Below are 18,174 nucleotides of genomic sequence, written 5' to 3'. Positions count from 1 at the left end.
TCAAACATCATTAATGCACTTTTCCCTTTTAAGTATCCCATAAACTGCGATACACTTAGCTTCGGCGGAATACTTACTAACAAGTGCACATGATCTGGCATCATATGACCTTCAATTATTTCTACTCCCTTATATTTGCACAACAAACGAATATAATCTCTTAGGTCTCTTCGGTATTGATTGAAAATCGCTTTACGTCTATACTTTGGTATGAATACGATGTGATACTTACATAACCACTTCGTATGGGCTAAGCTATTTAATTTATTAGCCATATTTATACAACCTCTTTTCCCTTATTGACTTTGGCTTGAACACCTACATCTTAAGGCAAAAGAGGCCTTTTTTATATAATTTTTATCGCCCACCCGCATAGCAGGTGGTTTTTTGTTTCGTGCATTCGCTTTGCTCACGCACTCAACTAGGTCTAAAGACATTAAATAAAAAAGCTGAGGAATTCCCTCAGCTTTTTTATTATTTATCGGCTGTCTTAGCGTCATCTTGACCTGCTTCATTGTCTTCAGTAGATACTGGCTTTTGATCACTAGTAGCATCAATAATAATATCATTATTATCTTCATCTGCTTCTTTATTCTTCGCTAATTCCTCACGAATATCAGCAGTTTGCTTATCAAAGTCATCATTAGTCATATGATTAACTACTTTACTGGCACTATCTTTTACCTTACCTTTAACATTATTAACAGCATCCGCAGCGCCGCTCACCTTATCATTCAAGTTAGAATCACTCATAAGGTCATCGACAATGTCTAATGCGTCTAAGGTATAATCAGTCACATAATCAGCAACCTTATTAATCTTTTCATCAACGCTTTCTTTCAATGCCTCTTTTTTAGCCGGCGCCATTTTCTTCCATGCAGCATATGTTGCGGCTCCACCTAATAATATCCCAGCAAGTAATTTTTTACTCATTATTTGTCATTCCTTTCTTTTGCTTCCGATGCTGTCTAAATTTGTTGAAAGCATCGAAAACAAGTGTCTTTCCTGCAAACTTAAAAATACTCCGGTCAAATTGTCGCTTCTCGCGGTGCAACCGGGCTTTCTCGACCATTTCTTGAAGTGAGGCATTCACTTCTGAAACACTCTGACTTACATCTGCAACTGCTTTAACCGCTGGATCTAGTTGTTCGGATTTATGGTTAATATCGTCTAACAATGTATTCGTATTACTTAGCACATCCTCCATTTCTTGGCTAAGATAATGAACATCCCGCGTTAAAGTTGTAATACTTTTATTTGTTTCTTTCATTGTCTTACTCAATTGATTCAACAGGATACATGCAAAAATGACTAAGATTAGGAATGCGATTGCCGCAATTAACCCTGCCAACTGGCCAAAAGTCATCTGATAATCCCTCCTTTTATTTTCAAAATACTTATTCAATACTAAGAATATCATAAAACAAATAAAAACGATAATCTAGTGTAGTCGACAGAAGCTTGTCTTCCCTGTTAAAATATTTATTAGTATTTTTTAGGAGGTTATTATGATTACTGGCGCCACTTCACTTACATCAAAACAAATGGAACAATTAAAAAAAGCTTTTACAGATTTATCCTGGCACGAAATTTCACAACAGCTTTTAAGTAAATTTCTTTTAATTATCGTTACGTTTGTCTTATTTTTAATGATTTTATGGGTAGGACGAGTTATCATTGTCCACCTTTTTCAAGAATCAAAAAAATACAACGTGCTTAAAAATAGCAACCGAATGGCAACGGTAAAAACCCTTGTCTTAAATATTTATCGTTATACTTGTTATTTTTTCTTATTGTACGCTGTATTATCAGAAATTGGCGTTCCAGTGGGTACTCTGATAGCTGGAGCCGGAATTTTTAGTTTAGCATTAGGGCTTGGTGCTCAAAGCCTTGTTAGTGATATTGTGACTGGATTTTTCATCCTACTTGAGCAACAATTAGACGTTGGCGACACTGTCCAAATTGGGCAAATCAAAGGAACAGTAACTGCACTTGGAATTCGTACCACACAAGTTACTAGTTCCGATGGGACACTTAATTTTATTCCTAACCGTAATATTACTATTGTTCAAAATCTTTCACGAAATAATATGGTTAGCAACGTTGATATTCGGATTACTTCGAAGACCCCTCTTAGCAAGGTAGAAGAAATTGTTACGCAAGTTAATAAAAAACTAGTACCACAAACAAAAGCACTACAGTTAAAGCCAGTCATTGTGGGTCCAGTCGTTACCCCAGACGGTGCGCTCGTTTTTCGCGTGACAATAACAGCAGTCAGCGGAAAACAGTCAACTGTCGCTAGTCGCTTTTTAGCAGCATATCTTAAAGAACTACGAATAAATAATATTCCAATTGCCTGGGAGGGAACATCTAATGAGTATTAAATTAATTGCTACTGATATGGATGGGACCTTTTTACGAGACGATCATACTTACAATCATTCTCTCTTCGCAAAGGTCTTTCGTCAACTTGAACGTCATAATATTTACTTTGTCGCTGCTAGTGGATCCAGTTTCCCACGGTTGCAACGAGAATTTAAAGACTACACCGCCAAGATGGGATTCATTTCGCAAAACGGTTCAGTTATTCATTTAGGAAGCAAATTATTTAAGACTTTTCCTATTAATCAAGAATCTTTAGCACGAGTTATTCATGTTCTTGATCGTTTCTATGGCCCGCAAGATATTAATCAATTAGTAATCTCTACTAGTGAAAAATCTTATGTCGATCAGGGGATGAGTGCTCATGATTTCAATATTGTTAAACTATTTTACGAAAATGTGGAGCGCGTTCCTGACATCCGGCAGATTTTTACTCAACGGCCAACTGAAGATTTTACCAAGATCTCGATTAATTTTGCTAATCATATAGATCTTAAAAAGGTTGCAACAACCTTAGATAGTTACTTACCGCCATCTTTAATCATGGAAAATTCGGGCTTTAATACTGACTTAATTGGTAATGCTGCTGCGACTAAACAAAACGCCCTCAGCCTTTTGCAGTCCCACTTTAATTTAAAAGCAAATGAAATTGTTACGTTTGGTGACAATGAAAATGACCTCGGGATGTTAGCAATGACCAGTCAAAGTTACGCAATGCAGAATGCACAACCGATTATTCAAATGCAAGCCGCCCACACCACAACAATTGATAATAATCATGATGGCGTCTTACAAACTATTAACCAGTTAATTAAAAATGAACAATAAAAAGAATAGGCCTCCAAGGTTCGGTTTTACCGGCGCTGGAGGCCTATTGCTGTATTGCGCTATTTTTTTATGAAAGCCACCTGACTTATGTCCCAGTTCCTTTTTTTATTATTTTCCAAAAGTATGCACTGTATAATTGACCGCCTTTAAAACTTCTCGGCGCGTCACAATTCCGCAAAAGTAATTATGATCGTCTACCACTGGCAAAAACGACTGGTCAATTAAAAGGTGTAAATTTTCTTCAATATCAGTTGGATCTTGAATAACTGGCGCATCAGTTTGCATCACATCCCTAACCTTTAATTCATTTAAGCGTTCCACATTGATCCGTTTTGTCTCCAATAATTGGTCAGTAATCATTGCCAAAGAAATCTGACCGCAATAATGGTTTTTGTTGTCAATCACAATAATTTTAGCGTAACGATCCTTAGTAAGAACTAAGAATGCATGATCTAAACTATTACTTTGGTTTACCGTCGCAACTAAACTGGCAGGGATCATAAACTTCTGCTTGTTTTTTAGCAATAAAGTTTGCAAACGCTGATCAATCACAAAAATACACTCCTTTATTTCTGACGACTGAATTCACAATGTAATTCAGGAACAGCTTCCATCTGACGGTTATAATAATCAACAATAAACCGTTCAGGCTGCGCATCAATAATTGCAAAAGTTCCCCCAAGTTTAGCATATTCACCACGAGGAAAACTGATGCTCCCAGGATTAATTATTAGCATTTGATGATCGTAAACGGCTCCTAACTGATGAGTATGCCCATAACACACAATAGAGGCATTCTTTTCTTGACCGGTAAGCATCAGAGGGGTAAGGGAAAAATTGACCCGTTGTAAATGACCATGAGTGATATAGAGCTGCTCTTGACCAGCATTAATTACCAACTCATTAGGGTATAACAACCCATAGTCATTGTTCCCCTTCACTGCTTTAAAATTGCTCATTGGGTCCTGGTCAGGAGCTAATTCTGAATCCCCACAGTGAATCATTAGGTCAACCTGGTCTCTCATTTTTTGAACAATCTCAGTCAAAATTTGTTCTTCTCGATGGTTATCACTTACAACTAGTATTTTCATTTTTATTACCACCAATCATTAAATTGCTTCATAAACGACCGTAATGCTCGTCCACGATGACTAATTTGATTTTTTTGATCTGCAGTTAACTGGGCCATTGATTTGCCTAATTCATCGACATAAAAAAGCGGGTCATAACCAAAACCGTTTTCTCCCGTGAGTTGATGAAGAATATGACCATCAACTCGGCCATTAGCAACTAATTTGGTCCCATCAGGCTTAATCCCGACAATGGTAGTATGGAAGTGAGCAGTCCTTTTTTCATCAGGTACCCCATTTAATGCTGATAAGAGTTTAGCATTATTAGCAGCATCGTCATGATCACCAGCATACCTTGCTGAGCGTACACCTGGAGCACCCCCAAGAGCATCAACCATTAAGCCCGAATCATCTGCCATAACTGGTAAGTGAAGCTGATTAGCAGCGATAGTGGCTTTAATTGTTGCATTTTCTTCAAATGTTTCACCGTTTTCGTCAATTGCTATTGGTGCAAAATCGGCTAATGTTTTTACTTCAATTCCTAGGGGAGCAAGCATCTCTTGGTATTCACGCGCTTTTCCGGCATTCTTTGTTGCAATTACGATTGTTTTCATTTTAACCTTCCTCGTTTAATTCAATATGTGCACACTTGCTGTAGCCATTCGGTAACCATTTTTGTGCACCAGCAACTAAGTCTTTAACATCTCCCGTTGAATAAAGGTTGATACTTGACGTTAAATTATCACTCAATTGATTTTCACTAGTTAACAATTCCTTTGCCTGTCTGATTGTCTCAAATGCAGGATCGATTAACTGAACGTTAGATCCTAACTTATTATGAATTTCTTTTTGCAAAAATGGAAAATGGGTACATCCCAGGATTAAAGCTTCTATTGACTGCTTTTCAAATACTTCTAATTCAGTATCAACAGCTTTTTGTGCCTCACTTGTTCCTGTTTGCCCGTGTTCAACAATTGAGACAAGTGGCTGTGCGGGAGAACTGATAACACTTAGAGTAGGATTAAGTTTAGCCAATGTTTTAGCATAGGCGCCATTTTTAATAGTGGATTCGGTACCAATTACCCCAATTTTTTTATAATGATGTTGGGTAGCAGCCATAGCTCCTGGTTCAATTACTCCGATTACTGGAATTGGTAATTCGTTTTGAAGAAGTTGAAGAGCTGCTGCAGTCGCGGTATTACATGCAATTATCATCATTTTTACATCTTGTTCTAACAAGAATTTTCCAATTCGTAATGCTAATTGCTGAATCTGTTCTTTTGTTTTAGTTCCATATGGAAAATGCCCTTGATCCCCCACAAAAATTACAGATTCTTGGGGCATTTGTTCACGAAGTACACGAATTACAGATAGGCCACCTAACCCTGAATCCATAACCCCGATTGGTCGTTTATCCATTCTCTTCACCTCGTTAATTCATTAAAACGTTTAAAACCTTGAAACTATATTATCCGTTTCTCTATAAGATTTTGCAAGTTTTTCAAGTTTAACCCTATTAAGATCTTGAAATTTAAGTATAATAATAATGATTGTTAAAAAGGAGCGAGTGGATATGAGTCAGAAATTATATAATCAGTTAATAGCCGGTCATCAAGGACTAGGGGCTGGAACAATGCGCGACGTGATTTTACCAGCCATCCTAGGCAAAGAAACCGATGAGATGCTATATTGGATTGGTAAAGATCTCGCTCGAGTATATCCTGTTGCTACAACTGAAGATTTAGTATATCTCACTAATCAGCTAGATTTTGGCCGTTTAGCTTTACGTAAAAAAAGCAATACTTCTCAATTGTGGCGGTTATCAGGAGTAATTGTAAAGGAACGGATTCAAAGAGATGAGGAAGAGACCTCTTTTGGTTTAGAGTGTGGGTTCCTTGCCCAAGAAGTAGAATTTCAACTCGGAACGGTTGCAGAAGCAAAGATCTTTGACCGTCACCGTGACTATGTTGATATTTTGATTCAAAATGATCCACAAAATTCAGCTGATAATGAACGATCCGAGATGGTAACATTCATCACTGTTGATCGCCCTGACGAAAAAGAAGACGCCCCCAAAAAAGAAACTCGTCATTCACTACTAAAACGACGGAAAAAAGATAAAAAATAAGTTTAAAATACTAAAAAGCTGGAAGAAAACAAAAAGTTTTTCTCCAGCTTTTTTCTAATCAACATATTGTTGTAAAATTTGCTTTAATTGATCTTCACTATGGTAACCAATGATTTGGTCTACTACCTTACCATCTTTCTTAACCATTAATGTAGGGATACTCATAATCCGGAATTTTTGTGCAGTTTCTGGATTTTGGTCAACATCCATCTTAAAAAATTTAATATCGGGCATCTTATCAGATAGTGCATCGACTACTGGTGATTGCATCCGACAGGGACCACACCAAGTTGCCCAAAAATCAATTAAATCGACACCAGTTGCAGTGTCTTGTTCAAAGGTTTGATCTGTAGTTACGTTTACAGCCATCTTCAATTCCTCCTTTGTTTTTCTTAACGCTATTCTAACAAATCACTTCTTAAATGTCATTTAAGTTGCTTACTTTTTTATAGTAAGTGATTATAAATTAACAATTGTTGCTCCATCTCCACCAGCATTAGGAGAAGCATAGGAGAATGATTTAACTCGTGGATTGCTTTGTAAATATTGTTGCGTTCCCTTACGAAGAGCACCGGTCCCTTTTCCGTGAATAATTGTTACCGTTGAAAGATTATTCAACAATGCATGATCAATAAAGTTACTTAGCTCACTCATTGCTTGTTCATAGCGATGCCCACGTAAATCAAGACGGGCTGAGGTCTTTCTTGTTTGTGTCGTTCTCACAGCAGCCCGTGGTCGCCGCTTTGCATCTTTTTCTTGAGGGAGATCCTTCTTAGCTACTTTTTCAAGATTATTCTCATCAATTTCCATTTTAAGAATCCCAATCTGAACTTCCCACTTGTGGTTCCCCCGCTTAGATAAAAGTTCCCCATATTGACCATAAGATTTTACCAAGACTGCATCACTTTTATGTAAATCATGCTTTTGCTTAGCCCTTTGTAATACAGAGTTGTGTTGCAATCGTGGATTATCACGATGAAGAGCGTTTAATTGACCTTGTGCATCAATTAATTCATTTTCCTTTACATTTCCGCCCTGTTGAACTTCTAATTGGCGCAAATGATGAATAATTCGATCAGCTTTTTTCTTAGCCATCGAAACTTGATGATTTGCTTTTGAACGTGCTTGTTCATATAACTTATCGCGCTGTTCATTAAAGCGGGTAAGTTTTTCATCAAGGTCCCGCTGAACTTTTTCATTTTTGGCTACTAATTTCGCTAGCTTTTCACTTTCTTCGCGTGCTTTTTTCCGTTGCTCCACCAGATCACCAATCATATTGTTAAGGTCTTGACTATCATCACTAACAAATGTCCGTGCTTCATCAATGACCTGGGGATTAATTCCTAATCGCTGAGCAATCTCTAATCCATTCGACCGCCCAGGAATCCCTAGTAGTAATTTATACGTCGGCTTAAGAGTTTCTTGGTCAAATTCCATACTAGCATTAATCGTTTTAGCACGATCATATCCATAAACTTTGAGTTCAGGATAGTGGGTAGTAATTACAACCATAGTTCCTTTACTGCCAATATTATCAAGAATTGCCATTGCTAGAGCGGCTCCTTCTTTGGGATCAGTTCCGGCACCAAGCTCATCTAAAAGGACTAAGCTACGACTTGTAATTTGTTCAAGAATAGCTTTTACTCCATCCATATGACCAGAGAAAGTACTTAGATTTTGTTCCAATGATTGTTCATCACCAATATCCGCAAACACATTATCAAAAATCCCAATTGTACTGCCTTCTTCTGCGGGAATAAACAGACCGGATTGTCCCATCAATTGGATAATTCCTAAAGTTTTAAGCGTAATGGTTTTACCACCGGTGTTAGGTCCGGTAATAATAATCGCCTGGTAATCTTCCCCGATCTTAATATCATTTGTCACTACTCGTTGGGGATCGATCAAAGGATGACGCGCTTTCCGTAATGAAACATGATTTTCTTTGCTTAAGAGCGGTAAGGTTGCCTTAGTATCATGAGCCCACCGTGCCTTTGCATTAATAAAGTCAAGGTGTCCAAGAATTGTTTCATTCTGGCCAATATCGTGCCGGTAAGGAGCAATCATTTGTGACAGCTCAATTAACACTCGTTGCATTTCTTGTCGTTCTTCTATTTGCGCTTGTCGTAACCGATTATTGGTTTCCACAACGGCTGCTGGTTCAATATATAAAGTTTGCCCACTAGCACTTTGGTCATGAACAACTCCACCAAATTTGTTTCGATAGCGGGCGATTACTGGAATTACATAACGGTCATTCCGCATTGTGATAATAGGATCACTTAAGTATTTTGCATTTTTCCCGCGAGTATATCTTTCCATTTGTTGATGAATTTCTGTTTCCGTTTGGGTAATTAATTGCCGGATACCATGGAGTTTAGCCGATGCTTCATCATTTATCCGCCCATCAGGATCAATCGAACGCACCAATCGCTGAGTAATTGAAGGAATTGTAACTAGATGGTCAACCTGTGTAGTTAAAACCCGTAGTTTGATTTTTTTCTCCCGCATCTGATCAAAAAAGTTCTTCACACTCATACTAGTTTGCAAAACTTTAGTAATTTGAGCTAATTCCGTGCCGTTCAAATTTGCCTTAATTTTCAAACGTTTCAATTGCGGTTTGATATCGGCTAGTTGTGGAATCGGAATCCCATCCTCTAACCTTAAAATATCGGCTCCATCAGTAGTTTCTGTTAAAAGTTCTTTAACTGCCTCATAATCGGTTTGTGGGACAAGTTGCGTTAATTCGCGCCGACCAGCGGCAGAAACAAGGTATTGTGCAAGCTGCCCTTTTATTCTATCAAATTCTAATGTTTCTAAAATTTTGTTATTCATTTTATCCCCCCTGTACTAGCGTATCAATTACTAAATGCGCTATTCCTGGTGTTTGATTAATCATAAAGCATGCTAGTTCTGAGTTTGCTATTTGCATTTGCCACCAACCTGCTGGAAATAATTGCATAATTAATAAAACAACGTAAATAATCAAATAGCCAATCAAAAATGAGATTAAGCCACCCGCAATTTTATCAACTGTTCCCACCACTGGAATCCTCTTTATCCAGTTTAACTGCCGAATGCCCCAGTGACAAAGAATTGAAACAATTGTAAAAATTATCATAAATGCAATCCCATTATAAAAGAAAAGGTTACTATTTACATTTGCAAGTAAGCTCTCGGAAAAAGTTGCCGGGGTCCCAATACTTGGTAATAATGATTTTAACCAGCCACCAATCAATTGGGCTCCCTGGCGAGCAACGATCCAAGCTACTATATATGTCCCCAGCATTAACGTCATTGTCAATAAACCGCGGCGATGACCATTAATAAAGCACCCCATTAAAATTAAAATAATAAAGGTTGTTAAAACCATCCTAATGATCCTTTCATTCTGCTTGTAAAGAAAAAGGACTGTGACAAATGTGTCTACAGCTCCCTTTTGTTAATATTTTATTTATCCGATAATTTTAATCAGGCCTTGAAATTACCATCATTATCAAGGAAAGTATTTAATACCTCTTCAACCATGTCCCATTCCTTATCATCTTCAATTGGAACAAGGTCCTGTCCATCATTATCTTCATTATCAGCTATAATATATGCTTGAATGTCAACAGAATCGTCATTTTCTTGTTCCGCTGGATAAATAAAGATATATGATTTGCCATAATCATCAGAATCAAATGTAAACAATTCTTTAAATAATTGTTCATTACCGTTCTCATCAATTAACGTAATCATGTCTTCATTATTTTCTTGTTTACTCATTTTAATACCTCATTTTAGCTTATTCACAAGGCGGCCATGGCGATCCAAATAGCTTTGTAAAATGAATGTTGCTGCAACTTCATCGATAACTTTTTTCTGCTTAGCCCGTGAAATATCCGCTTCTTCAACTAGCATTCGGTGTGCCTCAACCGTCGTTAAACGTTCATCTTGAAAGTCAATAGGAATATCTGGAAAATGTTGTTGTAATAGCTTGCCATAGTGCTGAGATGCTTCAACACGAGGACCTTCTGTATTATTCATATTTTTAGGAAGACCAATTACAAAACCAGCTACCTGTTCTTTTTTTACTAACTCGGCAACACGGTCAATCCCGAAAATTTCGTTTTCTTCATCAATTGGAATGATCTCAACTGCTTGGGCCGTCCAACCGAGCGGATCGCTTATGGAAATACCAACCGTTTTAGAGCCAACGTCTAATCCCATTAATCTCATTTAGTTTCACCGTTATTCTTTAGGTATGACCGAACAAGCTCTTCAATAATTTCGTCACGTTCATGTTGACGAATCAAGTTACGTGCATCATTCAAACGCGGAATATAAGCCGGATCACCAGATAAAAGATAACCGACAATTTGATTAATCGGGTTATATCCCTTTTCTTCTAATGATTCATAAACCGTCTTTAATGTTTGCTTAATATCTTCTTGACGTTCTTGACCGAAATCGAAGAACATCGTTTTATCATTTGTAGCCATCAATCGTCACCTCCAGATATTCTTTTCAACCATCAATTTTACTATATTCTTATTAAAATCACAATTTACATTTGTCAATTGTAAGTAAACAGTAATATTAGTTTTATCTCAAACTACAAGTTTTATAATTATAGCTAATAATAGTGCTTTTTGACAGTGATTTTTATTACTTTAAGAAGTTCTTACAAAAAGAGAGACTGAACGAATCCAAAAATTGGTTTCGTTCAATCTCTCAGATCATGAGATGGTTATTTCCCCTCTCATTCTTGATTTACTTATCGAGGTAATTCTTAGCTTGATCTAAAGCATCTTTAATTCCGGCCGGATTCTTCCCACCAGCTTGGGCAAGGTTAGGACGACCTCCACCGCCACCATTAATAGCTGGTGCAATCGCCTTAATAAGGTCACCGGCTTTTAAGCCCTCTTTAGTTTTATCATCACTAACAGCCACTAATAAGTTTGCTTTACCATCACTAGCTGTAGCAAGAACAAGAACATCGGAAAGAGCCTTTGAACGCCAAGTATCAGCAAGTTGCCGTAATTGACCCATTCCAGCAACTTGAACTTCGGCAGCAATTAAACTTCCATTCTTGGTTGCTTGAACGTTTTCAAAAACATTATTAGCTTGTTGAGCAGCAATCTTAGCTTGGAGAGACTCATTTTGCTTCTGAGCTTCTTTAAGTTCATTTTGCAGCGTTTCTACTTGGTGAGGAACTTCCTTAATTTGGGCAACCTTCAAACTAGCAGCACTCTTTGTTAAGAGGTCATCACGATCTTGAAGAAACTTAAAAGCATCACTGGAAGTTACAGCTTCGATTCGCCGTACTCCAGCACCAACTCCTCCTTCAGAAACAATCTTGAAGAGACCAAGCTCATTCGTGTTTTTAACGTGGTCACCGCCACAGAATTCAGTGTTAAAGTCACCAATTTTTACAACCCGGACCTTATCACCATACTTATCTGAGAATAAGGCGATAGCACCCATTTCCTTAGCAGAATCAATATCAGTTTCGACTGTCTTGACTGGGATTTCCTTCCAAATTTGCTCGTTAACCATGTTTTCAACCTTCTTGAGGTCCTCAACAGTTACTTGACCAAAGTGGTTAAAGTCAAACCGTAAGTAATGTTCTTCAACTAATGACCCGGCTTGTTGAGTATGACCACCAAGAACGTTCCGCAATGCTTGGTCTAATAAGTGCGTTGCCGTATGATTTTTCTCAATCTTAAGGTGACGAAGACGGTCAACGACCAGTTTGTAACGGGCACCTTTTTTAATAGGAGCAGTTAATTCTACCCGGTGAAGGTTTTGTTGGTTTGGTGCGTGTTGTACATCAACCACCCGACCAACTTTTTTACCATAGTTATCAATAATGTCACCAGTATCAGCGACTTGGCCTCCCATTTCAGCATAGAATGGCGTTACATCAAAAATTAATTCAATGTTCTTATCACCTGGTTGTGCTTCATCTGCTTGTTGACCATCATGCGCTAAGCCAATAACTTTTGCATTATCAACAGTCAAATCAGTGTAACCAACATATTTACTATCTTCCTTGAATGAAGTCCATAAATCAGTTTGAACCCCCATCCCGTTATCCATGTCACGGGCATTACGAGCACGATTTTGCTGCTCTGTCATTGCTGCTTGGAAGCCCTTTTCATCAACTGTTAGTCCTTCATCTTCAGCATATTCCTTGGTTAATTCAATTGGGAAGCCATAAGTATCATAAAGCTTAAAGGCTGTTCGTCCATCAATTTCGTTAGTCTTATTTTCCTTAGCTTCAGCAATCACGTTATTCAACAAGTTTAATCCGCCATTTAAGGTTGCACTGAAGCGATCTTCTTCTGATTTGATAACTGAAGCAATATAGTCAGCATTTTTAAGAACATCAGGATAGTAGTCTTCCATGATCTTGCCGACTGTTGGAACCATCTTTGCTAAGAATGGTTCATCAATTCCCAGCTTCTTTCCAGCAACAACTGCTCGCCGAAGTAAACGCCGAATAACGTATCCACGACCAACATTTGAAGGCAAGGCCCCATCGCCGATCGCAAAGGTAATTGTCCGAATATGATCAGCGATGATCTTAAATTGAATATCATCTTCTTTGTTTTGACCATACTTCTTAGTACCACTAAACTCTTCCGCTTGCTTGATTAATGGCATAAATAAGTCGGTTTCAAAGTTAGTAGGGGCATTTTCAAAGATTGAAACAACCCGTTCAAGACCCATCCCCGTATCAATATTCTTATGAGGAAGTGGTTCGTAAGTATCTTCTGGCGTATGGTTAAATTGACTAAAGACAATGTTCCAAATTTCAAGGTAGCGTTCATTTTCACCACCAGGGTAGTTTTCTGGATCATCATCGGCTAAATTATTAAATTCTTGACCACGGTCATAAAAAATTTCTGTATCTGGGCCAGATGGACCTTGACCAATATCCCAGAAATTATCTTCATCAGCAATTAAGTGATCTTCAGCCACGCCTACTTCACGCCAACGATTATAAGCGTCATGGTCTTTAGGGTAATAAGTAATGTATAGCCGTTCAGGATCAAAGCCAAACCATTCATCACTTGTTAACAATTCCCAAGCCCATGGAATTACCTCATTTTTAAAGTAATCACCAACAGAGAAGTTACCCAGCATTTCAAACATGGTATGGTGCCGAGCAGTTTTACCGACGTTTTCAATATCGTTCGTCCGAATACTCTTTTGTGAACTTGTCATCCGTGGATTATCAGGAACAACTTTCCCATCAAAGTATTTCTTCATTGTGGCAACCCCAGAGTTAATCCATAGTAATGTTGGATCATTTACTGGAACTAATGATGCACTCGGCATAACTTGGTGGCCATGCTCTTCAAAAAACTTCAAGTACATTCGCCGTACTTGAGCACTATTCAGCTTCTTTAACTCTTTCATCAAATCGCCCTTTCTAAAACAAAAAACCACCATTGCGAATCAGAGACGCCGGATTGACGCGGTACCACTCTGCTTGCAACGATGGAATTCGTTTACCTCTTTATTCTTGGTTGCCCAAGGTTAAATATCAAATTATCCGAATGGGGAGCACTAAAGTTAGGAAATCAGTTGTCACACCTTATCAACTGTCTCTGAAATTTCCCATTAACCATAGCATGTCCCAAACGTGTCATATTATAGCGAACAATTACTTTAAAATCAACGGGCATTTCGTTCACGGCGATGTTGCTTTTGACGGGCACGCTTAGCTTTCCGAATTTTATGCCGTAATTCAAGTTTCCGTTTTTGCTGTTCGTCTTCTTTAATCGCCTTTTTAATCCGTTTCTTATAACCAGGTTTAACCTTCTTCTTAGTCTTTTTTACATACCCCTTCATTGACGGATCAAGTTCATTTTGACGTCGCTTATAATGCTTCCGGCGATTCCGGTCATGGGTAGTTACTAGTTGACCATTCTTTAATTCTTTTGGTACAAATTTAACTCCCCGCTCCTCAAGCTTAGCAATTAAATCATCTTCTGCTGGTTCATATAAGGTAATGGCAGTTCCCTTCATCCCATTTCGTCCTGTACGACCAACCCGATGAACAAAGTATTCAAGGTCAGTTGGCAAGTCGTCATTGATTACTAGTGATACTCCATCAATATCAATTCCACGAGCTGCTAAATCAGTCGCTACAACATATTGATATTCAAGATCACGGATTTGTCGCATTGTCCGTTTACGACGACGAGCTTCTAGTCCCCCATGAATCATCGCTACTTTGAGCCCTTGATTTTCTAAATACTGAGTTAATTCAACTGCTCGTTCTTTTGTATTAGCAAATACCAACGCAAGATATGGTTCACCAAGAGTCAACAAACGATAAATTAGTTGATTACGATCTTGCCCCTTAGTTGACATTAACCAATTATCAACGTCTGGATTAATTACTGCTTCAGTCGGAATCTCTTCAACTACTGGATTTTCCATATATTTTTTTAAGAATGGGCGCAGTTTCTGCGGAATCGTTGCTGAGAAAACCATCATCTGAAGGTCATCAGGAAAATGACTGGCAATTTGGTCCACTTCATGTAAGAATCCCATATCTAGGGTCATATCTGCTTCATCTACCACAAACATTTTCGCTGTGTGAATATCCAATGCCTGACTCTTGATTAAGTCTAATACTCTCCCTGGCGTTCCAATGACCAATTGGGGTTGTTTTCGGCTTAATTGGTCAACTTGATGCTGCTTGTCTGTACCACCAACATAATTGTGAATGGTAAGAGGATGAGGAGCATACTTATTAAGTTGTTTTGCCGCATTATAAATTTGGTATGCTAATTCCCGACTAGGAGTTGTAATTACTGCTTGAACGGTTTGATCTTCTGGATTAATCTTTGAAAAAATCGGTAAAAGGAAGGCATGTGTTTTTCCACTACCGGTCGCTGATTGCCCCACAACACTTCGTCCCGCCATAATCACTGGTATTACTCGTTGTTGGACCGGTGTTGGTTGACGAAAATTAATTTTTTGAATTGCTGTTAACAGATAAGGTTGTAACTGAAAATCAGCGAATTTTTTATCACTCATAGCTATTTCCCTTTCATTTTTGGTTTGCATAACTTTGTGTTAATTTGTCCAATTCATCAATCACTTGTTTAATTTCTGCCTCATCTTTAGCCTTAGCACCACTAGCAAGGGGATGCCCACCGCCATCGTGCTGCTTAGCTAATTCATTAATTGTCGGCCCCTTTGAACGGAGACGAATGCGATAATGGCCATCTTCTTGCTCTACAAAGATCGCCCAGGCAATAACATCATGAATTCGACCTGGTAAAGAAACAATTGCAGATGTCCCGGCTTCAGTCAATCCGAATTGTTCTAAAATTTCATTGGTTAAGATAACATATGCGGCTCCATTATCTAATATCTGCAAATTTTCATAAACATATGCTGATAGACGGGCCACTGGTAAGGTAATTTCATTTTCGTGCTGACTAATTTCCGCTGCATTTGCCCCGGCCGCCATTAACGAACCTGCAACTAGCATCGTTCGTGGAGTTGTTGCTGGATAAAGAAAACGACCTGTATCGCCAATAATTCCTGCGTATAAGGCATGGGCAGCCTTTTGGGGAAGAGTTAATTCTTTTGCAAATCGTTGATAAAAACTATAAATCATTTCAGAACAGCTAGAAGCATCTGGGTCAACCCACATAATATCGCCAAAGGGTTCATCATTAGGGTGGTGATCAATCTTAATAAGCGCGTCCCCATTGTCGAAACGCCGATCATCAATTCGTGGCGCATTTGCTGTATCGGTAACAATTACTAATGCATCATCAAATGTCTGATTGTCAATCGTATCCATCTCACCGATCCAATTAAACCCTGGAATATGCTTTCCTACAACGTAAATTTGCTTATATGGGAATGAAGCTCGCAAAATTTCCGCAAGGCCAACTTGTGAACCGATTGCATCTGGATCAGGACGCTGGTGCCGATGAATAATTATTTTATTGTATTTTTTGATTTGTTCAAAAATTGCTGTTAATGGATCTGCCATTATGCTATTCTCCTTACCCGAATAAAATTTAACACTATCTTTTAGTATAGCAATAAACACGATTAACAACCAAATAAAAAAGATGAAAACATTCGCCAGTTTACGACTATTTTCATCTAAATTAAATTACTTTTCTTCGCTGTCCTTTTGTTCATCGCTAGCACTCGCTGCAGATGCAGGTTCACTAGCAGCACTATCTGCTGCAGCATCTTTAGAACTGTCAGTTGCAGAACTAGCAACAGCTTTATTATCTTGTGGAGCTTCACTTGCTGGTGCATCTGCTCGTTTGATAACGCGGGCAATTGCCACCATATCAAAAGTAAGATAAATCCCTTCACAATCTAAAGTAACAGTCCGATCAGCCTTATTGATTGAATCAATCTTACCATGCATCCGACCAATCGTGACAACTTCATCACCTGGGTGTAATTCGTTCATCATCTCCTGGTGTTCTTTACGTTGCTTTTGTTGTGGGCGAATCATAAAGAAGTACATTAATGCTACCATTAAGATGATTAAAATAATTCCTGAGTAACCACTTGCATTATTAGATGAAGCAGCGCCAAGAACAAAACTACTCAAACTATTCACGGTTTATCCATCCCTTCAAAAAGTTAACTAATATTAACTTTAACAAACTTTACCATAAAAAGCTATATGCTCTATTGATTCTGCAATAATTCTTGAACAAATTTTTTTGTTTGATGATTTTTAATTGCTTGTCGTAAACTACTCATTAATTTATTCAAGGTAAAAAGATTATGCTGCAGCAAGAGTTGTTCACCGTAAAAACTATGATTGGTAATTAAGCTATGGATTAATGCCCGTGAATACCCCGCGTGACAAGTTGCACACGCACATTGACGATCAAGTGCTTGTGAATCAAAGCTAAAATGTTGACGCTCAAGATGAAGAGCTGCCCCCCCTTGATTAACTAATGCAATCCCATTAGCCGCTTTTTTGGCTGCTAGATTGCTATCAATTAAATCAACTCCTGCTAAAATTGCCACTAGCATCTGGTCAAAAGAAAGTTCGGCAGGGAGGTAGCGTAGTTTCTGCTCTGCTAGTTTAGGCGTAATCTCATTAATGATTCGGCTAAACTCTTGATCGTCTAAATTGCTAGGAATCCCACTCAAACGATAACCGCTTAATCCAGCTTCATCAACTGCTTCAATACTGGCTGTCCGTAAATCCTTTAAGCCGCCACCAACAATCGAACCAAGTGCTTCTTCTTTTTGAGATACGACAACAGATAACCAGTCATTTGTTTGTTTTACCCCTGCTTTTAAATCATCAACTGGCGCATAATAATCTGTTGCTTGGTCAAAGCTTTGAAAAATATCAGCCCCGAGTACTTCTTGAATTTGAAGAGCAGTTTCTGGTTGCCAGAATTTTAGTTGTCCCGTTACCGGATCATGAAAACGAACACCATCATGTTTTTTTCCACGCGGCTTTGCTAAGCGATAAGCCTCCTCAGTTTCCAAGTCCACAAATAAAAGACCATCCCACTGAAAAAGCTGATGGAGGTCTCCTAATTTTTCAGTCACCGAGTCATATTTTAGCCAACGCTTTAACCCACTTGTCTTAACTGCGCTTACACCAGCCTGATTAAGCTGGCTGGGTGATAATTTTGCTAATTCATCTCCACTAGCAACCAAAGCCGGTGTTTCAATTTGTCGTCCATTAACCTGCAAAAGTCCGGTTCTTGCTTGGCGATCATTTTGATTAATTGTAAATTCTAACTTACTCAT

Annotated in this window: 21 protein-coding genes; 3 read left to right on the top strand and 18 right to left on the bottom strand. The window is 38.4% G+C overall.

Features of this window, described 5'->3' with window-relative positions:
- The 3 genes from tnpA to H5S10_RS03785 all read right to left on the bottom strand — a co-directional run.
- A partial coding sequence (tnpA, locus tag H5S10_RS03795; RefSeq protein WP_182588762.1) for an IS200/IS605 family transposase occupies window positions 1–275 on the bottom strand: 275 nt, incomplete at its 3' end.
- A gap of 199 nt (window positions 276–474) precedes the next feature.
- A complete protein-coding gene (locus H5S10_RS03790) occupies window positions 475–933 on the bottom strand; it encodes a hypothetical protein (RefSeq protein WP_182586063.1) in 459 nt (152 codons plus the stop codon).
- Window positions 926–1,366 carry a DUF948 domain-containing protein gene (locus tag H5S10_RS03785; protein WP_003671904.1) on the bottom strand — a complete coding sequence of 147 codons (441 nt, stop codon included), beginning with the start codon at window positions 1,364–1,366 and terminating at the stop codon, window positions 926–928. Before H5S10_RS03785 ends, H5S10_RS03790 begins: the two co-directional genes overlap by 8 nt.
- A gap of 142 nt (window positions 1,367–1,508) precedes the next feature.
- Here H5S10_RS03785 and H5S10_RS03780 point away from each other — a divergent pair, with 142 nt between their 5' ends.
- Both H5S10_RS03780 and H5S10_RS03775 read left to right on the top strand, forming a co-directional pair.
- Window positions 1,509–2,384, top strand: a complete 876-nt coding sequence (locus tag H5S10_RS03780; RefSeq protein WP_182586061.1) for a mechanosensitive ion channel family protein — start codon at window positions 1,509–1,511, stop codon at window positions 2,382–2,384.
- Entirely contained in the window at window positions 2,374–3,210 is an 837-nt protein-coding gene (locus H5S10_RS03775; protein ID WP_182588761.1) for an HAD-IIB family hydrolase, read from the top strand. Before H5S10_RS03780 ends, H5S10_RS03775 begins: the two co-directional genes overlap by 11 nt.
- Window positions 3,211–3,318: 108 nt before the next feature.
- Here the strand turns inward: H5S10_RS03775 and cbpB are convergent, their stop codons facing one another.
- Genes cbpB through murI form a run of 4 tightly spaced genes read right to left on the bottom strand, consistent with a single transcriptional unit; the run spans window position 3,319 to window position 5,699 of the window.
- On the bottom strand, window positions 3,319–3,762 hold the full coding sequence (gene cbpB / locus H5S10_RS03770; protein WP_003666697.1) for a cyclic-di-AMP-binding protein CbpB: 444 nt from the start codon (window positions 3,760–3,762) through the stop codon (window positions 3,319–3,321).
- A gap of 14 nt (window positions 3,763–3,776) precedes the next feature.
- Window positions 3,777–4,301 (bottom strand): metallophosphoesterase family protein, encoded by a 525-nt coding sequence (locus H5S10_RS03765; RefSeq protein WP_029507904.1) that lies wholly within the window; start codon window positions 4,299–4,301, stop codon window positions 3,777–3,779.
- A gap of 5 nt (window positions 4,302–4,306) precedes the next feature.
- Window positions 4,307–4,894, bottom strand: a complete 588-nt coding sequence (locus H5S10_RS03760; RefSeq protein ID WP_182588759.1) for an XTP/dITP diphosphatase — start codon at window positions 4,892–4,894, stop codon at window positions 4,307–4,309.
- 1 nt (window position 4,895) lies between these two features.
- Window positions 4,896–5,699, bottom strand: a complete 804-nt coding sequence (gene murI / locus H5S10_RS03755; RefSeq protein WP_182586057.1) for a glutamate racemase — start codon at window positions 5,697–5,699, stop codon at window positions 4,896–4,898.
- Window positions 5,700–5,853: 154 nt separating this feature from the next.
- Between murI and H5S10_RS03750 the strand changes: the two genes are divergently transcribed.
- Complete coding sequence (locus H5S10_RS03750) at window positions 5,854–6,408, top strand: YslB family protein (protein ID WP_231795462.1); 555 nt, start codon at window positions 5,854–5,856, stop codon at window positions 6,406–6,408.
- 54 nt (window positions 6,409–6,462) lie between these two features.
- Here H5S10_RS03750 and trxA read toward each other — a convergent pair whose 3' ends face one another.
- From trxA to H5S10_RS03695, 11 genes are all read right to left on the bottom strand, one after another.
- The gene (gene trxA / locus H5S10_RS03745) at window positions 6,463–6,777 is read right to left on the bottom strand and encodes a thioredoxin (protein WP_003666692.1); all 315 of its coding nucleotides are present in this window, start codon (window positions 6,775–6,777) and stop codon (window positions 6,463–6,465) included.
- A 90-nt stretch (window positions 6,778–6,867) separates the two neighbouring features.
- Window positions 6,868–9,243 carry an endonuclease MutS2 gene (locus H5S10_RS03740; protein ID WP_182588757.1) on the bottom strand — a complete coding sequence of 792 codons (2,376 nt, stop codon included), beginning with the start codon at window positions 9,241–9,243 and terminating at the stop codon, window positions 6,868–6,870.
- Window position 9,244: 1 nt separating this feature from the next.
- Window positions 9,245–9,781: a CvpA family protein gene (locus H5S10_RS03735; protein ID WP_182586054.1), complete on the bottom strand. Its 537-nt coding sequence runs from the start codon at window positions 9,779–9,781 to the stop codon at window positions 9,245–9,247.
- Window positions 9,782–9,879: 98 nt separating this feature from the next.
- Entirely contained in the window at window positions 9,880–10,176 is a 297-nt protein-coding gene (locus H5S10_RS03730) for a DUF1292 domain-containing protein (RefSeq protein WP_003666689.1), read from the bottom strand.
- 9 nt (window positions 10,177–10,185) lie between these two features.
- Entirely contained in the window at window positions 10,186–10,629 is a 444-nt protein-coding gene (gene ruvX, locus H5S10_RS03725; RefSeq protein WP_182586053.1) for a Holliday junction resolvase RuvX, read from the bottom strand.
- Window positions 10,626–10,892, bottom strand: coding sequence for an IreB family regulatory phosphoprotein (locus tag H5S10_RS03720; protein WP_003666685.1), 267 nt, complete (start codon window positions 10,890–10,892; stop codon window positions 10,626–10,628). The genes ruvX and H5S10_RS03720 overlap by 4 nt, the downstream gene beginning before the upstream one ends.
- Before the next feature lie 271 nt (window positions 10,893–11,163).
- Entirely contained in the window at window positions 11,164–13,818 is a 2,655-nt protein-coding gene (gene alaS, locus H5S10_RS03715; protein WP_182588755.1) for an alanine--tRNA ligase, read from the bottom strand.
- A 258-nt stretch (window positions 13,819–14,076) separates the two neighbouring features.
- Entirely contained in the window at window positions 14,077–15,450 is a 1,374-nt protein-coding gene (locus tag H5S10_RS03710) for a DEAD/DEAH box helicase (protein ID WP_003676050.1), read from the bottom strand.
- A gap of 13 nt (window positions 15,451–15,463) precedes the next feature.
- A complete protein-coding gene (locus H5S10_RS03705) occupies window positions 15,464–16,423 on the bottom strand; it encodes a DHH family phosphoesterase (RefSeq protein ID WP_182586051.1) in 960 nt (319 codons plus the stop codon).
- A gap of 126 nt (window positions 16,424–16,549) precedes the next feature.
- Window positions 16,550–17,014 (bottom strand): preprotein translocase subunit YajC, encoded by a 465-nt coding sequence (gene yajC, locus H5S10_RS03700; protein WP_182586050.1) that lies wholly within the window; start codon window positions 17,012–17,014, stop codon window positions 16,550–16,552.
- A 71-nt stretch (window positions 17,015–17,085) separates the two neighbouring features.
- A complete protein-coding gene (locus H5S10_RS03695) occupies window positions 17,086–18,174 on the bottom strand; it encodes a tRNA-ribosyltransferase family protein (protein ID WP_182588753.1) in 1,089 nt (362 codons plus the stop codon).

Origin of the sequence: Limosilactobacillus balticus, from assembly GCF_014145615.1 — a bacterium.
GTDB lineage: Bacteria > Bacillota > Bacilli > Lactobacillales > Lactobacillaceae > Limosilactobacillus > Limosilactobacillus balticus.
Note: the sequence above shows the minus strand (reverse complement) of the source record. Positions and strands in the feature narration are given on the sequence as shown.